Source organism: Spirochaetota bacterium (assembly GCA_017999915.1).
In the GTDB taxonomy this organism is placed as follows: domain Bacteria; phylum Spirochaetota; class UBA4802; order UBA4802; family UBA5550; genus RBG-16-49-21.
In genome coordinates this window covers 85,545-100,419 of record JAGNKX010000003.1, presented here as the reverse complement: position 1 = coordinate 100,419, position 14,875 = coordinate 85,545, and the positions used below count along the sequence as shown (strand labels likewise).

At 51.7% G+C, this 14,875-nt stretch carries 16 protein-coding genes; 10 read left to right on the top strand and 6 right to left on the bottom strand.

The window, feature by feature from the left end; all coding sequences use genetic code 11:
• Positions 1-153: 153 nt before the first annotated feature.
• Genes KA369_06135 through KA369_06125 form a run of 3 tightly spaced genes read left to right on the top strand, consistent with a single transcriptional unit; the run spans position 154 to position 2,387 of the window.
• Positions 154-1,521, top strand: coding sequence for an NAD-binding protein (locus tag KA369_06135; protein ID MBP7735536.1), 1,368 nt, complete (start codon positions 154-156; stop codon positions 1,519-1,521).
• On the top strand, positions 1,508-2,044 hold the full coding sequence (locus KA369_06130; GenBank protein ID MBP7735535.1) for a cyclic nucleotide-binding domain-containing protein: 537 nt from the start codon (positions 1,508-1,510) through the stop codon (positions 2,042-2,044). Before KA369_06135 ends, KA369_06130 begins: the two co-directional genes overlap by 14 nt.
• A 7-nt stretch (positions 2,045-2,051) precedes the next feature.
• Entirely contained in the window at positions 2,052-2,387 is a 336-nt protein-coding gene (locus KA369_06125; protein ID MBP7735534.1) for a hypothetical protein, read from the top strand.
• On the opposite strand, the gene KA369_06120 is transcribed toward KA369_06125, so the two are convergent.
• Both KA369_06120 and KA369_06115 read right to left on the bottom strand, forming a co-directional pair.
• Positions 2,376-3,707, bottom strand: coding sequence for an NAD(P)/FAD-dependent oxidoreductase (locus tag KA369_06120; protein ID MBP7735533.1), 1,332 nt, complete (start codon positions 3,705-3,707; stop codon positions 2,376-2,378). The genes KA369_06125 and KA369_06120 overlap by 12 nt on opposite strands.
• Positions 3,707-4,156, bottom strand: a complete 450-nt coding sequence (locus KA369_06115) for a hypothetical protein (protein MBP7735532.1) — start codon at positions 4,154-4,156, stop codon at positions 3,707-3,709. The genes KA369_06120 and KA369_06115 overlap by 1 nt, the downstream gene beginning before the upstream one ends.
• 146 nt (positions 4,157-4,302) lie before the next feature.
• Between KA369_06115 and KA369_06110 the strand changes: the two genes are divergently transcribed.
• The 3 genes from KA369_06110 (at position 4,303) to KA369_06100 (ending at position 6,779) form a co-directional block, all read left to right on the top strand.
• Positions 4,303-4,980: an SGNH/GDSL hydrolase family protein gene (locus KA369_06110; GenBank protein MBP7735531.1), complete on the top strand. Its 678-nt coding sequence runs from the start codon at positions 4,303-4,305 to the stop codon at positions 4,978-4,980.
• A 157-nt stretch (positions 4,981-5,137) separates the two neighbouring features.
• A complete protein-coding gene (locus KA369_06105; protein ID MBP7735530.1) occupies positions 5,138-5,920 on the top strand; it encodes a hypothetical protein in 783 nt (260 codons plus the stop codon).
• Positions 5,921-6,014: 94 nt separating this feature from the next.
• Complete coding sequence (locus KA369_06100; GenBank protein ID MBP7735529.1) at positions 6,015-6,779, top strand: SDR family oxidoreductase; 765 nt, start codon at positions 6,015-6,017, stop codon at positions 6,777-6,779.
• A 66-nt stretch (positions 6,780-6,845) separates the two neighbouring features.
• Here the strand turns inward: KA369_06100 and KA369_06095 are convergent, their stop codons facing one another.
• Positions 6,846-7,871, bottom strand: coding sequence for a HEAT repeat domain-containing protein (locus KA369_06095; GenBank protein ID MBP7735528.1), 1,026 nt, complete (start codon positions 7,869-7,871; stop codon positions 6,846-6,848).
• A gap of 272 nt (positions 7,872-8,143) precedes the next feature.
• Between KA369_06095 and KA369_06090 the strand changes: the two genes are divergently transcribed.
• Positions 8,144-8,902, top strand: a complete 759-nt coding sequence (locus tag KA369_06090) for a hypothetical protein (GenBank protein ID MBP7735527.1) — start codon at positions 8,144-8,146, stop codon at positions 8,900-8,902.
• Positions 8,903-8,992: 90 nt separating this feature from the next.
• Here KA369_06090 and KA369_06085 read toward each other — a convergent pair whose 3' ends face one another.
• Together KA369_06085 and KA369_06080 are read right to left on the bottom strand one after the other, a co-directional pair.
• Entirely contained in the window at positions 8,993-9,271 is a 279-nt protein-coding gene (locus KA369_06085) for a hypothetical protein (protein ID MBP7735526.1), read from the bottom strand.
• 166 nt (positions 9,272-9,437) lie between these two features.
• Positions 9,438-9,884, bottom strand: coding sequence for a hypothetical protein (locus tag KA369_06080; GenBank protein MBP7735525.1), 447 nt, complete (start codon positions 9,882-9,884; stop codon positions 9,438-9,440).
• Positions 9,885-10,856: 972 nt separating this feature from the next.
• Between KA369_06080 and KA369_06075 the strand changes: the two genes are divergently transcribed.
• Both KA369_06075 and KA369_06070 read left to right on the top strand, forming a co-directional pair.
• Positions 10,857-11,459: a sigma-70 family RNA polymerase sigma factor gene (locus KA369_06075; protein ID MBP7735524.1), complete on the top strand. Its 603-nt coding sequence runs from the start codon at positions 10,857-10,859 to the stop codon at positions 11,457-11,459.
• Positions 11,459-12,490, top strand: a complete 1,032-nt coding sequence (locus KA369_06070; protein MBP7735523.1) for a zf-HC2 domain-containing protein — start codon at positions 11,459-11,461, stop codon at positions 12,488-12,490. The genes KA369_06075 and KA369_06070 overlap by 1 nt, the downstream gene beginning before the upstream one ends.
• Position 12,491: 1 nt before the next feature.
• Here KA369_06070 and KA369_06065 read toward each other — a convergent pair whose 3' ends face one another.
• Positions 12,492-12,848, bottom strand: coding sequence for a hypothetical protein (locus KA369_06065; GenBank protein MBP7735522.1), 357 nt, complete (start codon positions 12,846-12,848; stop codon positions 12,492-12,494).
• Between the two features lie 298 nt (positions 12,849-13,146).
• On the opposite strand from KA369_06065, the gene KA369_06060 reads away from it, so the two are divergent.
• Complete coding sequence (locus KA369_06060; GenBank protein ID MBP7735521.1) at positions 13,147-14,850, top strand: hypothetical protein; 1,704 nt, start codon at positions 13,147-13,149, stop codon at positions 14,848-14,850.
• Positions 14,851-14,875 lie beyond the last annotated feature (25 nt).

Genomic DNA, 14,875 nt, shown 5'->3' with positions numbered 1-14,875 from the left:
AAAGTCCCACGCCGGCAGGCCCCCAGGGGCTGGGACGCCTGCCGGCGCGAATTTATGAATTTTAATTAAAAACAGCCAAAACCATATTAATAATTAGAGGAATTATATCGACAATAGAAATGAAAATATCTATATTTTATGCACAATCACACTATGCTGAAACTAACGATCATCAACCTGTACAACACGATCAGGCAAAAAACCAAATATATTCTGCCCGGCGCCGCCGATTCCATAAAAAAAGCCATAGCCGCCATAGCCTTCTGGCAGAATAAGACCATACGATATCTCTTCCTTAAGGTGACCCGCAACTTCTTCTTCAAGCTGTTCCTGGCGGCCTTCATATTTCTTTCCGTGCTTTCCGTGGCGGTCTACTATTTTGAGAGCAGATACGTATTCTACAATAAAGTCGACGGCGCAATGGTGGAGGATGCGTCAAAATCGAGCAATATACGATCGCTGAAAGACGCCGTGTGGTGGGCCTTTGTGACCTCCACCACGGTCGGTTACGGCGATTTCTATCCGAAATCGAACGCGGGACGCTTCACCGGCATTCTCCTGATGTTCTTCGGGGTTTCTCTGGTCGGCGTCATCACCGGTAACATCGCGTCGGCCCTGGTGGAGCAACAGTTAAAGGAGGGTCGGGGATTGAAGGAAATAAATCTTAAAAACCATTTTATCATCTGCGGGTGGAAGCGCGACATGGCCAACATCCTTTCAAACATCATGGAAAAGAACAAGGATTTCCTGCCGTCGGAATTCGTGCTGATCAGCACCGCCGATCCTGAAGAGGTCCAGAACCTCAAGTCCGACAGCAGGTTCGCCCATATCAATTTCATCCGCGGCGACTACATCGACGAGCGGGTGCTTCACCGGGCGAACCTCAAGCAGGCCAGGCGGGTCATCGTGTTCGCCGACCGCCTCGTGCAGGGCTCGGTCCAGGAGGTGGATTCCCGCACCGTCATGACCATCATCACCATAAAATCCATATCAAAGACCGTGTACACCTGCGCGGAGATCCTTGACGAAAAATTCGAGCGGTACCTCAGGTTCTCCAACTGCGACGAGATAATCCTCTCGTCGGAGTTCAACCGCTCCATCATCGCAAACGCGTCGTCCGGCAGCGGCATATCCCAGGTGATCAGCGAGCTCCTGAACGTGAACGCCGACGTTTCCATCGTCACCCAGGAGATCCCCGGCAAATTCATCGGCAAGACCTACGGGGAGCTCTTCGATTTCTTCATGGCGAAGAACAGGACCATTCTTATAGGCATACTCGAGAACACGGGCAACTTCTTCACCCGCAAGACCGAGGCGATCAGGGACGCCCAGAAGACACCCGACATATCAAAGCTCGTGGACAACCTGAAAGTGGTAAAGCAGCTCATGGCTAACCTGCCGGTCATCAACCCGGCGATCGGTTATCAGATAGGCAGATACAGCAGGGCCATTGTCATCGAGGGAAGAACACATGATACGTTAAAACTCCCGGAAAAAGGTAAAGAACATGCCGTTGTTTAAGCGCACCAAAGGACAGGCCGATAGCTGCGACATCATCCTGAACAAGCTGAGGGAGGTTTCCTTCTTCTCCATGTTTGAAAATGACATGGATGTGCTTGAAAAGATCGCCAACATCTGCAGCCGCCGGCATTACCGGAAAGGGAAATACATCATCCGCGAGGGAGAGTTCGGCGACGAGCTCTTCATCATCCTGAACGGCGAAATCGATATCGTGAAAAACACCCTGCAAGACGAGCGGTACACCGTAACGACCCTCTGCGCCGACGAGGGAAGCATCAACGTGGGGGAGATCGCCCTCATCGACAACGACCGGCGCTCAGCCTCGGTCGTGGCCCAGACCGACTGCGAGTGCCTCGTTATCAATCGCGATGATTTCGTCAAATTCGGCGACGAGAATCCCGCGGCCGGCCTGGCCATTACCAGGGCCATAGCCAGCCAGCTCTGCGCGTACCTGCGCAAATCGAACAGCGACATCATAACCCTCTTCTCCGCCCTGGTGGAGGAGATATCGGCGACGCAATAAGATCAGTATGGAACTGAAACTCGTAAAGATATACAGGCATGGCGAAGACAACTCGATGGTGCACCTGTCCATCGAGGCGAACTACGGCTACAAGGAAACGATGTGCACGGACCTGGTACAGATCAATTACAACGGAAAAAAGCGGGAGGCATTCATAACCGTCAAGGTGCTGAACCCGGGCGCCGGCGCCATCGTGGCACGCATGACGGAAGCCATCACGACCGTCAACTACTCGTCGCCGAAGGTCGCGGTCCCGCCCCTCCTGATCCTTGAGACCCTCGCAGGCAGGCTCAACCTTCACTATGACGCCGATGAAGTCGAACGGGTCCTTTCAGGCCGGTGACGCGCCTTCCCATCCCCCCTGCCCCAATGTTCTGCCGGTGATGACGTAATACGTGATCGGGACCGATTCATTGCCGATGTCCCCCCCCGCGCCGGGCGCGGCGATTGAATCGCCCACGAGAAAAAGGTTCGCGAAGCCCGGCACCGCGGCGCCGGGCCGCCTGTGCTCCGTCTGGGTTGTGTTGACCTGCGCGCCATCCACCATTTTAAGGGAGGATTCCCGTTTCCAGAGGATATGGTCCTCGATGTCCGGAAAATATTTCTTGATTGCCTGCCACAGCTCCTCTTTCCGCTGCATGCGCAGGTTGGTGTCGCGCACGTCCTCCATCGTCGTCGGGTAGAACATGGTAAGGACCTGGCAGCCCTCCGGCGCGAGTCCCCCGGCCAGGTTCGACGTTATCATGCCGTAGGTCATGGGATCGTACGTGTACAGGAGGCCGTCATAATCCCCCACCCTTTTTTTCAGGGCAAGGTCGAAGAATATGCCCGACGTGGGCACCAGGTTCTTGCAGAGCTTGACATACTCATCGTCGAAGGAACTTTCGGGCAAAATGCCGAATAGTTCCTGCACAGGCAGGTTGAGCACCACGCGGTCGGCCGCGTATTTCCTGCGGCCGACGGTGACGCCGGAGGCCCTGCCCCTTGCCAGGGTCACGGAATCGACTTTCACGCCGTAATGGATGGACCCCTTTTTTTCGATCTCATCGATCAGGGCCCGGTACACCGGCTTCCATCCCCCGGCGAGGTATTCAGCGGAGTGGCCCGTGGTGAAGACCTTGTGAAGGTTCCGGAACATCTCCCCGGCCGAGGTCTTCTCGAGAAAGGGGCATACCATTACCGACGCGCTGATGAGCTCGAGGTAGCGGCGGACGCCCCCGGTGATCCTGTTCAGGTTCAGCCAGTCCCGGAGGGACACGTCCATGTAGCCTTCGTTAAAGGCTCCCTTTTTGATTTTGAGAAGCAGCTTGATGAGCTTCACCTTTTCAAAGAAGGTGAACATTTCGCTTTTAAATATGCCGTCGGGGCTGGTCGGGAAAAGGACCCTCTTCCCGTTCTGGTCAATTACATAGGATGGCCCCAGCCTGCGGAAGGCGACCTCAACGCCTACGTGCTTCATGATCTTCGCCAGGGAGCTCTCCGGGCCGAACCGCGTGAGGTGCACACCATAATCCATGATAAAGCCGCCGCTCTCGTGCAGGAAGGCCCTGCCGCCGGGATGGCCGTTTTTCTCGAAGACCGTCACCTCTTCGCCGTCATGGGCAAGGAGAGCGCCCAGGAGAAGGCCGTTGATGCCGGCGCCGACGATTATTGTCCTGCCCATCAGGCCCGCTCCTTCTGTACCAGGCGGTAGAGGACCAGCATCAGCGCTCCCAGGGGAAAATCTGAGCAGAAGATGACCAAGTTCGCCAGGGTGTTCCACCCTGTTTCCGCGCAGGCGAATCCGGCCATGAAAAAGCCGAGGCCGAACAGCGATGACGTGAACTTTGCCGTTACCAGGGGGACGGCCATGGCGTAATTCCTCCTGACGTCTTTAAAAATCAGAAAAGACAATACGGTAATAGTGGCCATCATGGAGACTGCCAGGGAAAGCCAGAACTTACCGGAATCGGAGGCCAGGGGCAGCGATGGGAAAAAGGTGAGGGATACGGCATTTATGACGGCGAGCATCGGGCCCGGTAAAAGTATAAAGACCAGGACCGCGCCGATGAAGATTATGGCGTAGACAAGACCGGCATACTTCATGATTGTTTCATTTCTGGACAATTCCATCGGACTCTCCCGTAAAGCCAATTTGTTCCGGAACAGAAATACCTTGATTGCATTACAGATAAAATATTCATTTGTCAACAAACTATTTGACATCATTCCGCCTGCCATCTAGAAGGGCATTAGAGATTCGGATGTACCGGAACATCATGAAACACAAAAAAATCATCATCGTCGCCGACTCGGTGTCCATGCCGCGCCACGGCGTATCCTATGAGGAAACGTGGATACACATGCTGAAGCGGGAATTTCCCGCCTATGACATCATGGACAGAGCCGCCCGTGGCAGCACGTCGACGCGCCTGGTCACCGAGGGCGGCGGCGGAGCGGACCTCCTGGAATCGTACATGCCCGACATCGTGATCATGCAGATAGGCATGGCCGATGCGGCGCCGCGCCTTTTTAACAAGATGGGCCTGGAATTCAAAATTGTGAGCAGGTACATGCCGCCGCGGCTCAGGCAGCGCTATATAGCCTATGTCAAGAAAAACCGGGTCAGGAGCCCCGATGTAACAGAGGTGCATCCGGAGCAATTCCGGAAAAACATTACCGCATTTTTCGAGCGGGCGAAGAGGATATCCACCCGGGTCATTCTGATTCCGCTCCTCCCCCCGACTGACGAATACATGCGGAAAAGCCCCCATGCCCCGAAAAACGTCGAGCGGTATAATGCCATTTACCGGGAAACCGCCCTGTTGTTTGACAACGTAACCATTGTCGACCCCTTCAGGCCGGGGATAGATATCAACAAGGTGGCAATCGACGAGCTCCATGTCAATTCCGAAGGGTCGCGGTTAATTTTTAACTCCCTTAAGCCGTTGCTCTGACCCCTCCTCCATATCTGTAAACAGTGTTTATCATTTTCCGGAAAATGCTTATTTTAATTAAGCCATTATATTATTTTATTTACTTTTAAACTTGCTCCAGTTATAATGCCTTTGATAAGTATTACTTTATATTAAAAAAAAATGTTCAGAGTACATTATGGACTTGAAAAAGAAACTAATAGTAATCATCGGTTTATGCCTCGTCATGTCCGTTGGCGCCATTATAATAATATCGAAGATTTTCGACAAGACGGAAGACCAACTTCTACAAAAATGCCGCATCGAGGCCCTGGTCGGCGCCAAGGTGATAAACACCTTCATGGAGCTCATGGTCCACACCAACCTGCTCACGGACGAACAGATCATGGATACCGCCTATACCCCCATTGAAGGCACCAATCCGACAAAATACCGCACCAAGTACGACGCCATATTCGACCAATATATCCAGAAATTCCAGGATGAGTTCCTTTACGATGAGGATGTCGTATACTCCATTGCAATCGATAAGAACGGGTATGTGCCGACGCACAATTCCAAGTATTCCCGCCCCCTCGGACCGGACCACGAGAAAAACCTTTTCTACAGCCGTACGAAGAGGAACTTCGCGGACAAGCCGGAGATCAAGCAGGTGCTGCAGTACCGCGGCGAAGGAACGGTGCGTTTTTTCTACGAGCGTGATACGGGAGAAAACATGTGGAATATCGGCGCCCCCGTAAGGCTGCGCGGCAAGCACTGGGGGGCCTACCTCGTGGGGATATCCCTGCACCGGATCGATATCATAAAAAATCAGATGGTCATAATCACCGTGACCATTATGATCATCATACTGAGCTTTACCCTTCTCGTAATCCTGGCAATCATTCCCCAGAAATACCTGGTGCCGCCCTCGGATCCGGACGAGTTCGCCGATTTAGACAGACCTCCCGACGCCAGATAAACCGGCAGGCCCCATCCCCGGCGTAAGAGGCTGTATCCATTATTTTATTCCGTGATGGAAGGATAGTATCATATAGCAATCAAGGAGAAACCATATGAGCGGCATCACCTACGGACTGGAAGGAAAGGTTGTCGTCGTAACCGGCGGTAGTCGAGGCATCGGCCTTGAGCTGGCCAGGAAAATCCTGGAGGAAAAGGCCATGGTCGTGATTTGCGGCCGCAAGAAAGAAAACCTCGATGCGGCCGCGGCCGCCCTGGGAGGAGGAGGCAGCCTCATGACCGTGGCGGCCCATATCGCGAAAGAAGAGGACGTGAACCTGCTCTTCGACGAGGTGATGAAGAAGCATTCCCGCATCGACATCCTGATCAACAACGTCGGCATGAACCTCATGACGTCGTCCACGGCTGAAACCGATGTGACGCTGTGGCAGAAGATCATCGAAACAAACCTTACGGGGACCTTCATCTGCTCCAGGAAGGCGGCGGCGATCATGAAGCCGCAGAAAAAAGGAAAAATCGTCAGCATATCCTCCATCGCCGGCCGCAAGGCGTCGCCCGGCATGGGCATTTACGGCATCGCCAAGGCAGGCGTGGAGATGATGACCAGGGTCCTCGCCGCGGAGCTGGCATCGTTCAATATACAGGTCAACGCCGTGGCGCCCGCCATGGTGCGCACCGATTTCAGCAAGCCCTTCTGGTCCAACAAGGAGATCCATGACCACGTCGTGAGAGGGATTCCCATGGGCAGGATCGCCGAGCCCCTGGAGGTGGTCCATCCGGCACTCTTCCTCGCCTCAGAAGCATCGAGCTTCATCACGGGGCAGACCATAGTAGTCGATGGAGGATCCACCGCGATCTGATTCCCGCACCATAAAAAAACGGCCGGTATTCCCGGCCGTTTTATTTCATTCATTGGAAATTCGTTATTACTTTTTCGACTCTTCAAGCCTGGTCTGGATGGTGTAATACGCTTTCTTGGCCTCGTCCCTGACGCTCTTGTTCAGGTCTTCCTTGGCTTTTTCAAGGGGTTTCAGCGACGCCGGATCGACGATCCGTTCCAGGGCCTTCACCGCCTCCAGGCGGATATCGAAATACGGGTCATTGATCATGCGCGCCAGGGTGTTGATGGAGCCCCGGTCCCGTATCTGCGCAAGGGCCTTGACCGCCTCGAAGCGCACGTTCTTGTATTCGTCGCTCGTCGCCTTATGGACCAGCGGCAGGGCGGCGCCGAACCGGTGCTTGCCGATATACGCGAGGGCGTCGACCTTGGAGGAAACGCCTTCGTTCATTCTCTTGACCATCATCATCAGGGGCGCGTCGTTTAGGGCCTTGATGGCCCTGTCGGAGCCGATGCTCTCCATGACCTCGCGGGCCGCGCGCCGTATCTCCAGCTTGTTGTCGGTAAGGGAGCCGATGAGGAGCTCCACCGCGTCATCGGATTGTATCGAGCCAAGGGCCTTGACCGCTTCCAGGCGTATCTGGTGCCGTGTATCATGGAGCTTTTCTTCAAGGTGCACGATGGACGTATGGTCCTTCAGGGCGCCCATGGTGCGGATCGCCTCAAGCTGGACCATTCCTTTCTTGTCGTTCAGGGCCAGGACTATCAGGCTTGAGGTCTGGGCGTCGACCTTGCCCCTGTAGGCCAGGATCCGGAGGGCATCGATTTTATCATTTTGGGAGCCTTCGACCAGGATGGAATGGAGGTCGTCAAGGATGCCTTCATCACCCGCTTCGGCCAGTTTGAGTATGGCGGTGTTTCTGACACGGACATCGCGGTCATTTTTCATTTTCCGCAGCGCCTGAATGATGTCGTCGGTTTTATTTTCCTGGTTTATCAGGGTATTGAAGGCTTTAAGCCTTATTTCAGGGTCTCGTTTTGTGGTGCACTTGATAAGGCCAGGTATATTATTCTCACTAATGAGCTTTTCAATATTGGGTTTGAATAATGACATGTATTTTACCTTGCCCTTGATATCATAATACCCAAAATAGCACCTATATAAGAATTGTCAATATTAATCAAAAAAATTACATTCCAATGATGTGAAACCATTGTTTTCCGGGATACCAAACTAACTAGAAACGGTGAGCAGTATAACAGTGACAGTAAAATACCACCCGGGGAAAATTATAATAGACAATATATGGAATATATGTAATATTTGCGCCTGATGTTGAACATTCATATGGGGCGGCTTTATTTTTTAATAATACAGAGTGCGTTATGAGTTTACGAAGAAAAATCATCCTCGCCATAGCCTTCAGCCTTATGTCATGTCTGGGGTGCTATTTGATCATCAGCAAGATTTTCAGCAACCTTGAAAACCAGCTCTACGAAAAGTGCCGCATAGAGGCCATGACCGGCTCCAGGGCCATGAGCGAGATCATGTATTTCATGGTAAAAAACAACATGCTCACCAAGGATGATATATTCGACGAGAATTACATAGAGATTCCCGGCACAAACCCGAAGAAATACACGACCCGCTATACCAATGTTTTTTCAAAATGGATACAGGGCGTCGAGGACCAGTTTCTCCTCGATACGGAAGTTGAATTTGCCATACTGGTAGATAAGAACGGGTACGTTCCCATCCATAATTCCAAGTATTCCCATCCTCTCACCAATAATTACGCCAGGGATGTTGTTTACAGCAGGTCCCAGCGCAATTTTTCCGCCTACGAGGGGATAAAAAAAATACTGAATTACAAGGGAGACAGCGCCATCAAGGAGCTCTACCGGCGGGACACCGGCGAGACCCTCTGGAACATAGGGGCCCCGGTGAGGCTCTACGGCAAGCAGTGGGGGACCTTTATCATCGGCGTTAACCTGACAAACATCGACAAGATCAAGAACCAGATGCTGGTGCTCATTATCATTACCATGACGGTCATACTGGCGACCACGAACCTGATTATAATCATGATGATCCCGCGCCGCTACGATACGGACTCCGAAGAGGACATGAAACTGATAGAGTAAGCGCCCCGCTCCCTCATCTTCACCGCAAAAAAATAAGAACACCCGCCATAAGCGGGTGTTCTGCAATTGCGTCGTGATGTGCGATGAATACTAGTATTTGATATTCATCTCTGTGACTTCTTTCTGAACGAAGTATTCGACAGGGGTTACGCCGTATATCTTTTCGAAATCACCCTTGTACGGGCAGAGATTGCATCCGATTTTTTCCAGGACATTGGTGAACTTCAGCATCTGCTTGGCGGTATCCTTATCGACAGCGGTCTTGCCGCCGCCTTGCATGCTGGTTTCCAGATATTCCCTCATCTTCTGCAAAACACAGGCCTTGCATTTTTCCGCGTGTTCTCTGACATTCTTGGTAATTAAAGCCATTGTTGCCTCCTCCCCTGATCAAAGTAGTTTCTGCTACTATGGTTACTCTGGAACCATTTTTGATACATAATACTATTATTGTTAAAAAATTTCCACAAAAAAATTTTACAAAAAAAATATATGTTCAGAATGGTCGTCCACCTGAACATTTCAGACGAATATGTCATTAAAGAAAAAACCGTATCAGCTTAGCGAAAAAATATGCCCCGGTGAAAAGAAAGAGGGGTATGGTGGCGAAAAAGGCAGCCACCTCCGCCGGTTTGACCACAGAGGGATGTAAAACCTTCTTCCCGAAAAAATTATAGTGATAGTTCTCCGGCAATTTTGACCGGGCGTAGATCCTCCGGGCAATGGTGATCTGGGACATGACCATTACCATCATGGTGAAACCGTTGAGGATCCACATCATGAGGGGAAATTTTATTTTTTGAATCTGCTCGGGCTTGTACAGGGCGACAAAGATAAGCGCCGCGGAAAGGAACACGTTGAGCACGGTCGTAAGGATATATTTCTGAAGCAATTCCGGTTTGCGAGTCTGGATATACCTGGCAAGATATGATAAATGAACCGCAAGGGACAGCAGCAGCGCGAGAAATAAAAGAACTATTATCACCTATCTCTCCGAAAAAATGGTAATTATCCATAGCGCGACAAAGTAGCGCGCATGCCACGCTTCCACTATACATAATCTAATCGAATTATTCGGCCATATTAAATGGTTAACGTATTCCCCATCCCCCACTGAGGAAGAGCGGGTAATGATACAATTTCGAAAGACGAAATTTATATACCCTGACCGATGCAAGTTGAAGAAAACAAAACTCTTTGACTGATTGTAATACTAAACCAGTTATATTAAAAAAGTCAAGAGAAAGAGAATATTTTTTTCTAAGTTAATGATGTTAATGATAATGAATTTTCGGTAAAGTAAAAGATTTCCTCCCTGAAGGGTTAAATCCTTCAGGGAGGGGAAAAGGATATGGAGGGTTTAAATCGGTTATCAACCGTTAAACTGCTTAGTTAGTTAACTGCTGTTTTCGAAGTCCCGGCAGTTACGTTCAATCGTATAATACCCTTCCTTATAAGTTAAGTAAGTCGTATTAACAATTGAATTCAAGGATAAATTTCAACAAACTTGATGAATGCTTACATGAGAATCTTGTATACAATCATTCTTTAAATAAAATACAATACAGTATTTAGAATGTCAACAAGAAATCCCGACTGGATGGGTTTCAAAACTATTTTTTTCAATTTTATTTTTATATATTCATAATTATTTATAGTTATATATTATTTTGACTATTATGATCGATGGGGGATCGGAGCACCGTTCGATTTTATCCAGGCAAGATTTAGACCCTGAAATCATAGAGGGGTCAAAGCAATAATACAAAAATCGGGATCGATACCTGCCGGTGCCCGATGGGGTCAGAGCAAGGATCCACCGATAACTATCGGTGTCCGCATTGCACCACAGGTTAATCCGAAAAATTATATTGACTCCATATAATTCATAATTGATTATACGATAATTGCCCGAATCAATTAAATTCAACGATCTTTTTTTATGTGACAGTGTCTAATGAATAGGAACGAGAATACAACGAATCGGCCGGAACATGAAGACGACGTTTTGATCAAGAGGTTCCTGTCTGACGACGTCCATGCCTTCGACCGCCTCGTTAACAAATACAGGGACATGATATTCAATCTCTGTTTCCGGATCGTCAGCGATTATGACGATGCCAATGATTGCGCTCAGGAGACGTTCATCAAAGTGTATAACAATCTGAAAAATTTCCGGTTCCAGTCAAGCTTTTCCACCTGGCTGTACCGTATCGCCATAAATACCTGCAGGAACAGGATCGCGTCAGCCGGCAACCGCATCAGGAAAAAGATGCTCCGCATCGACAGCCCCGGGGAAGCGGGGAGCGATTCCGTGGACATCCATGACTGCTCCTTTGATCCTGACAGCGTTTTTGAGAAGAATGAACAGGCCCGGCTCATCCACCAGGCCATCGACGCCCTTCCGGAGGAGCTGAAGGTCCTGGTCGTGCTGCGCGACCTGGAAGGCAACTCCTACGAGGAGGTCTCGGATATAACCGGGGTGAACCTGGGAACGGTCAAATCGAGGCTCGCGCGGGCGAGGCACCTTCTGAGAGAATCTTTGCGGGAGGTCATTTAATGAAGTGTGATAATATCAAACTGCTTCTCGCCGATTACCTTGAGGGAAACCTTTCAGCTTCCGACACCGCCCTTGTTAAGGAACACCTTAAGAATTGCGCCGATTGCCGGGAAGAGCTGCAGTTTCTGAAAAAATACATGAAGAAAATCGAAGCGTTCCCCTCAGTGAAGGCGCCGGACGATTTTCTCGAACAGCTCCATGCAAGGATCGGCGAGACGGGCCGGGGATCCCTGGTGAAAAAGCTCTTTTACCCGCTGAAGATCAAGGTGCCCCTTGAGGCCGCGGCCCTGCTGGCCATTGCCGTGACCGGGATGATCATCTTCAAGCCCTTCAGGCCAGAGGTGGCGCAGTACAAGGCTGAGGAACCGGCGTCACACCAGGCCATGGAAGAGGAAAAAGCCCTTCACGAGGACAAGCATATTTCGCACCGCGAAAGACCGCCCATGGTTGCGTCCAATGCCGTGAAGGCAAGGGAAAAAGAAAAGGATGCAGCGCGTGATAAAAAAGTCGCCGCCACCGACGAGACCATGGTAGCCGCCGATATCAGGGTATCGGAGCATCCCGCGAAGGAAGAAATGAAATCATCCGCAGGCGGGCAGGCCGAGATCACGCTCTACCTGAAACAGGTCACGGTCGCGCGGGCGGAGCAGGAGTTCGACGATTCCGTCACGGATCGGAAGGCGGACTATGCCGCAACCGAGAAGGCCCTCTCGAAAAGAAGTCCCGGCAACGCGAGAAAGGACAGGGCCGCCTCGGCCGGAGCGACACAGCAGACCGCTCCGGCAGGCCGCGTCAAAGACGAGGCGGATAGCATCGCCGGCCTTGCGCAGTCCCTGGAGGGACGTATCATCAGAAAATCAATGGATGAAAAGACAGGGAGCGAGAGCCAGATCATCGTGGAAATCCCTCGCAAGAATTACAGCCGGTTCATGAAGGGCCTCCGCGGCAAGTGGAGCGTGCAGAAACAATATCCGTCAGCCCCGTCGGAACGGGCCGGAAAAGTGCAATTCAACATTAACCTGGAAAGGTGATTCACTCCCGCACCAACTGGTCCAGGATCAGTCCATAAAATCCGCCGCCCCCGGACTGGTAATGCCACCCCAGGTGCGACAGACAGCCGGTGCAGACCACATAGCACCAGACAAAGCCGGGAAACCAGGTGTATTCGCCGGTGGGCGCGCCCATGATATGACAATTGTCCGCGCCGGAAAAGCAGCCGATATGAAAGACCAGGCCGCGGGGGTTCATGAAGGCATGGTCATGGGAGCCGTTTATGACTATGCCCTCATCGTCAGAGGTGATCATTTTCCCGCATGCTTTGCAGAGTATATTCTTCTTGCTTTCCTTTGATTCACGGCCGGTTTCGTCGGAAATTTCCGTATTTATCATATTACGATCATCGAACCGCTGCAACGCCACGAGCGGTATATCGAACCGCGCATCAACGCCGGAAAGTTGACCGGAAAAACCATTATCCATAATAGTAATATATCCACTACCCCGGGCTTTGTCAATAGATAGATCAACACGGGAAGATGCCGGCTTACCGGCATATTATGATCGGATCCTTTTTTCAGCCGTTCAAAGCGACTTCAAAGAAGTATCTTGACATTTCCATTGACGGGGATATGTAGGATTTTCCGGCATTTTTTATGCCGTGACAAATAATTGCAGAGGGTGCGGACCAATGAAATCACCGGAATTGGCGATAAAAAAGATCATCACCGCGGGGATCATCCTTGTGTCCGTGGCCTATGGTATCTTCTATTTCAACTACTTTGAAACTCCCACGGGAGATTACATCAGCAATATCAGGGAACCGGTGCTGGAATACATGAAGGGGAACTTCCCGGGCACCAATTTCAAGTTCCTTCCCCTGTATCCCCTTCTTCTGTCCCTGCTGACCCCCCTCAATCCTGTCGCGTCCGGAGACCCGGTCTACCATACCGCCATTCTCCTCAACATGTTCCTGCTGGCGCCGTATCTCATCCTGGTATTCCTGGTGTACCGGCGGTTCCTTTCGGATAAAGCGGCCCTGGCGGCGCTTCTCTTTCTGGGGGTCAATATATACACTTTGTACATGGCGATAAACTCGGAGCTGGAAATGACCCTCTCCCTTCTCATCGTCCTCTCACTGTATCTTTCGCTGCGCGATTCGAAGATATCCTACGTCACGGCGTTCTTCGCGGCCCTGACCAAATGGGACGCGGTGTTCATCATCCCGGCCGTCATGTTCAGGGACTTCTTTTACCGTAAAAGATGGATTCTCTCCATCATCCTCGGGACATGCGCAACGGCCGGCGTCGCGGCCTGGCTCCTCCTCAGCGTCCTGGGCGCGAAGGGCCATCCCTACGTGAGCGAGATCGCCCACCGGGGGCCGAACATCTACCGCTTCATCGTCGACTGCTTCCTGGTGACCGGCGGCTTCACCCAGTGGACCGCGACCCACGCATGGTTTCACGAAAGCCCGGCGGTTCGAATCTGTCTCCTTGCTCTCATCGTCATCCCGGCCCTTGTTACCATTGCAGGCTTGATCTGGGGCGTCATTCTCATGTGGAGGCAAAATAGAAAAGACTTCGCGCACATTTTCGTTTTCTTCGCGGGATTCCTTCTCATCCACATGGTCTACCAGAACACCAAGGACCGCTACGTCATGCCGATACTCTGGATACTGACGCTCTTCCTGTTTTACGGCATCTCCGAGGGCATCGCGCCATGGCTCAAAGAGAGATTTTCCAGGCTCACCGCGAAGACCCAGCCGGCGATCGGGGCCGTCTTAGCGGCGGCGGCACTGGCTCTATGTGCCGTTTCCTTCGGGGCCATCTGCCGCGACGACTCGGCTGCCCACTGCGCCTTCGCCGCCCTTTTCACGATCCTGATGGCGGTGGTTATTCTTATCGGCGCCGGGAAGAAGATCACTCTCAACAACGCCGCCCTCATCCTTGCCTGCGGGATCCTCATCAACCTGATGGTCTACTACGGCGTGCGCGCCATGGACCACCACGGCATGTCCCGCGTCGAATTCAAGCAGGTGGCCCTCTGGTACAAGGAGAACGCCGTCGATTCCGACAGGATGCTGATATCGGAAACCAACGTGCCGAAATACTATTCCGGTTTCGGCGATGAAAAATTTATCCTGTCGTATTTTATCAAGGGCACGACGGTCACGGAACTGGTGCCGGAGCTGGCCGGGCTGAAAGCCACCTATGTGTTTGTCGACGATTTCTACATCCGGCGGCTCCCCTACAAGGACCCCAACGCCATAGACAGGAAGGCCTTTGTCTTCAAGGAGATCAGGGACAGGGGCGAATCCACGGGCCATTTCAAGCTGGTGAAGACATTCCACACCAGGGGCGGGATAACAAGCTACCTGTACAGGTTCATCCCGTAACCGGCGGGACAGGGGCCCGCGCCGG

Excerpts from the sequence above, each read along its gene's own strand:
- KA369_06135 (MBP7735536.1), top strand. The coding sequence starts at position 154 with ATGCTGAAACTAACGATCATCAACCTGTACAACACGATCAGGCAAAAA.
- KA369_06130 (MBP7735535.1), top strand. The coding sequence starts at position 1,508 with ATGCCGTTGTTTAAGCGCACCAAAGGACAGGCCGATAGCTGCGACATC.
- KA369_06125 (MBP7735534.1), top strand. The coding sequence starts at position 2,052 with ATGGAACTGAAACTCGTAAAGATATACAGGCATGGCGAAGACAACTCG.
- KA369_06120 (MBP7735533.1), bottom strand. The coding sequence starts at position 3,707 with ATGGGCAGGACAATAATCGTCGGCGCCGGCATCAACGGCCTTCTCCTG.
- KA369_06115 (MBP7735532.1), bottom strand. The coding sequence starts at position 4,156 with ATGGAATTGTCCAGAAATGAAACAATCATGAAGTATGCCGGTCTTGTC.
- KA369_06110 (MBP7735531.1), top strand. The coding sequence starts at position 4,303 with ATGAAACACAAAAAAATCATCATCGTCGCCGACTCGGTGTCCATGCCG.
- KA369_06105 (MBP7735530.1), top strand. The coding sequence starts at position 5,138 with ATGGACTTGAAAAAGAAACTAATAGTAATCATCGGTTTATGCCTCGTC.
- KA369_06100 (MBP7735529.1), top strand. The coding sequence starts at position 6,015 with ATGAGCGGCATCACCTACGGACTGGAAGGAAAGGTTGTCGTCGTAACC.
- KA369_06095 (MBP7735528.1), bottom strand. The coding sequence starts at position 7,871 with ATGTCATTATTCAAACCCAATATTGAAAAGCTCATTAGTGAGAATAAT.
- KA369_06090 (MBP7735527.1), top strand. The coding sequence starts at position 8,144 with ATGAGTTTACGAAGAAAAATCATCCTCGCCATAGCCTTCAGCCTTATG.
- KA369_06085 (MBP7735526.1), bottom strand. The coding sequence starts at position 9,271 with ATGGCTTTAATTACCAAGAATGTCAGAGAACACGCGGAAAAATGCAAG.
- KA369_06075 (MBP7735524.1), top strand. The coding sequence starts at position 10,857 with ATGAATAGGAACGAGAATACAACGAATCGGCCGGAACATGAAGACGAC.
- KA369_06070 (MBP7735523.1), top strand. The coding sequence starts at position 11,459 with ATGAAGTGTGATAATATCAAACTGCTTCTCGCCGATTACCTTGAGGGA.
- KA369_06065 (MBP7735522.1), bottom strand. The coding sequence starts at position 12,848 with ATGATAAATACGGAAATTTCCGACGAAACCGGCCGTGAATCAAAGGAA.
- KA369_06060 (MBP7735521.1), top strand. The coding sequence starts at position 13,147 with ATGAAATCACCGGAATTGGCGATAAAAAAGATCATCACCGCGGGGATC.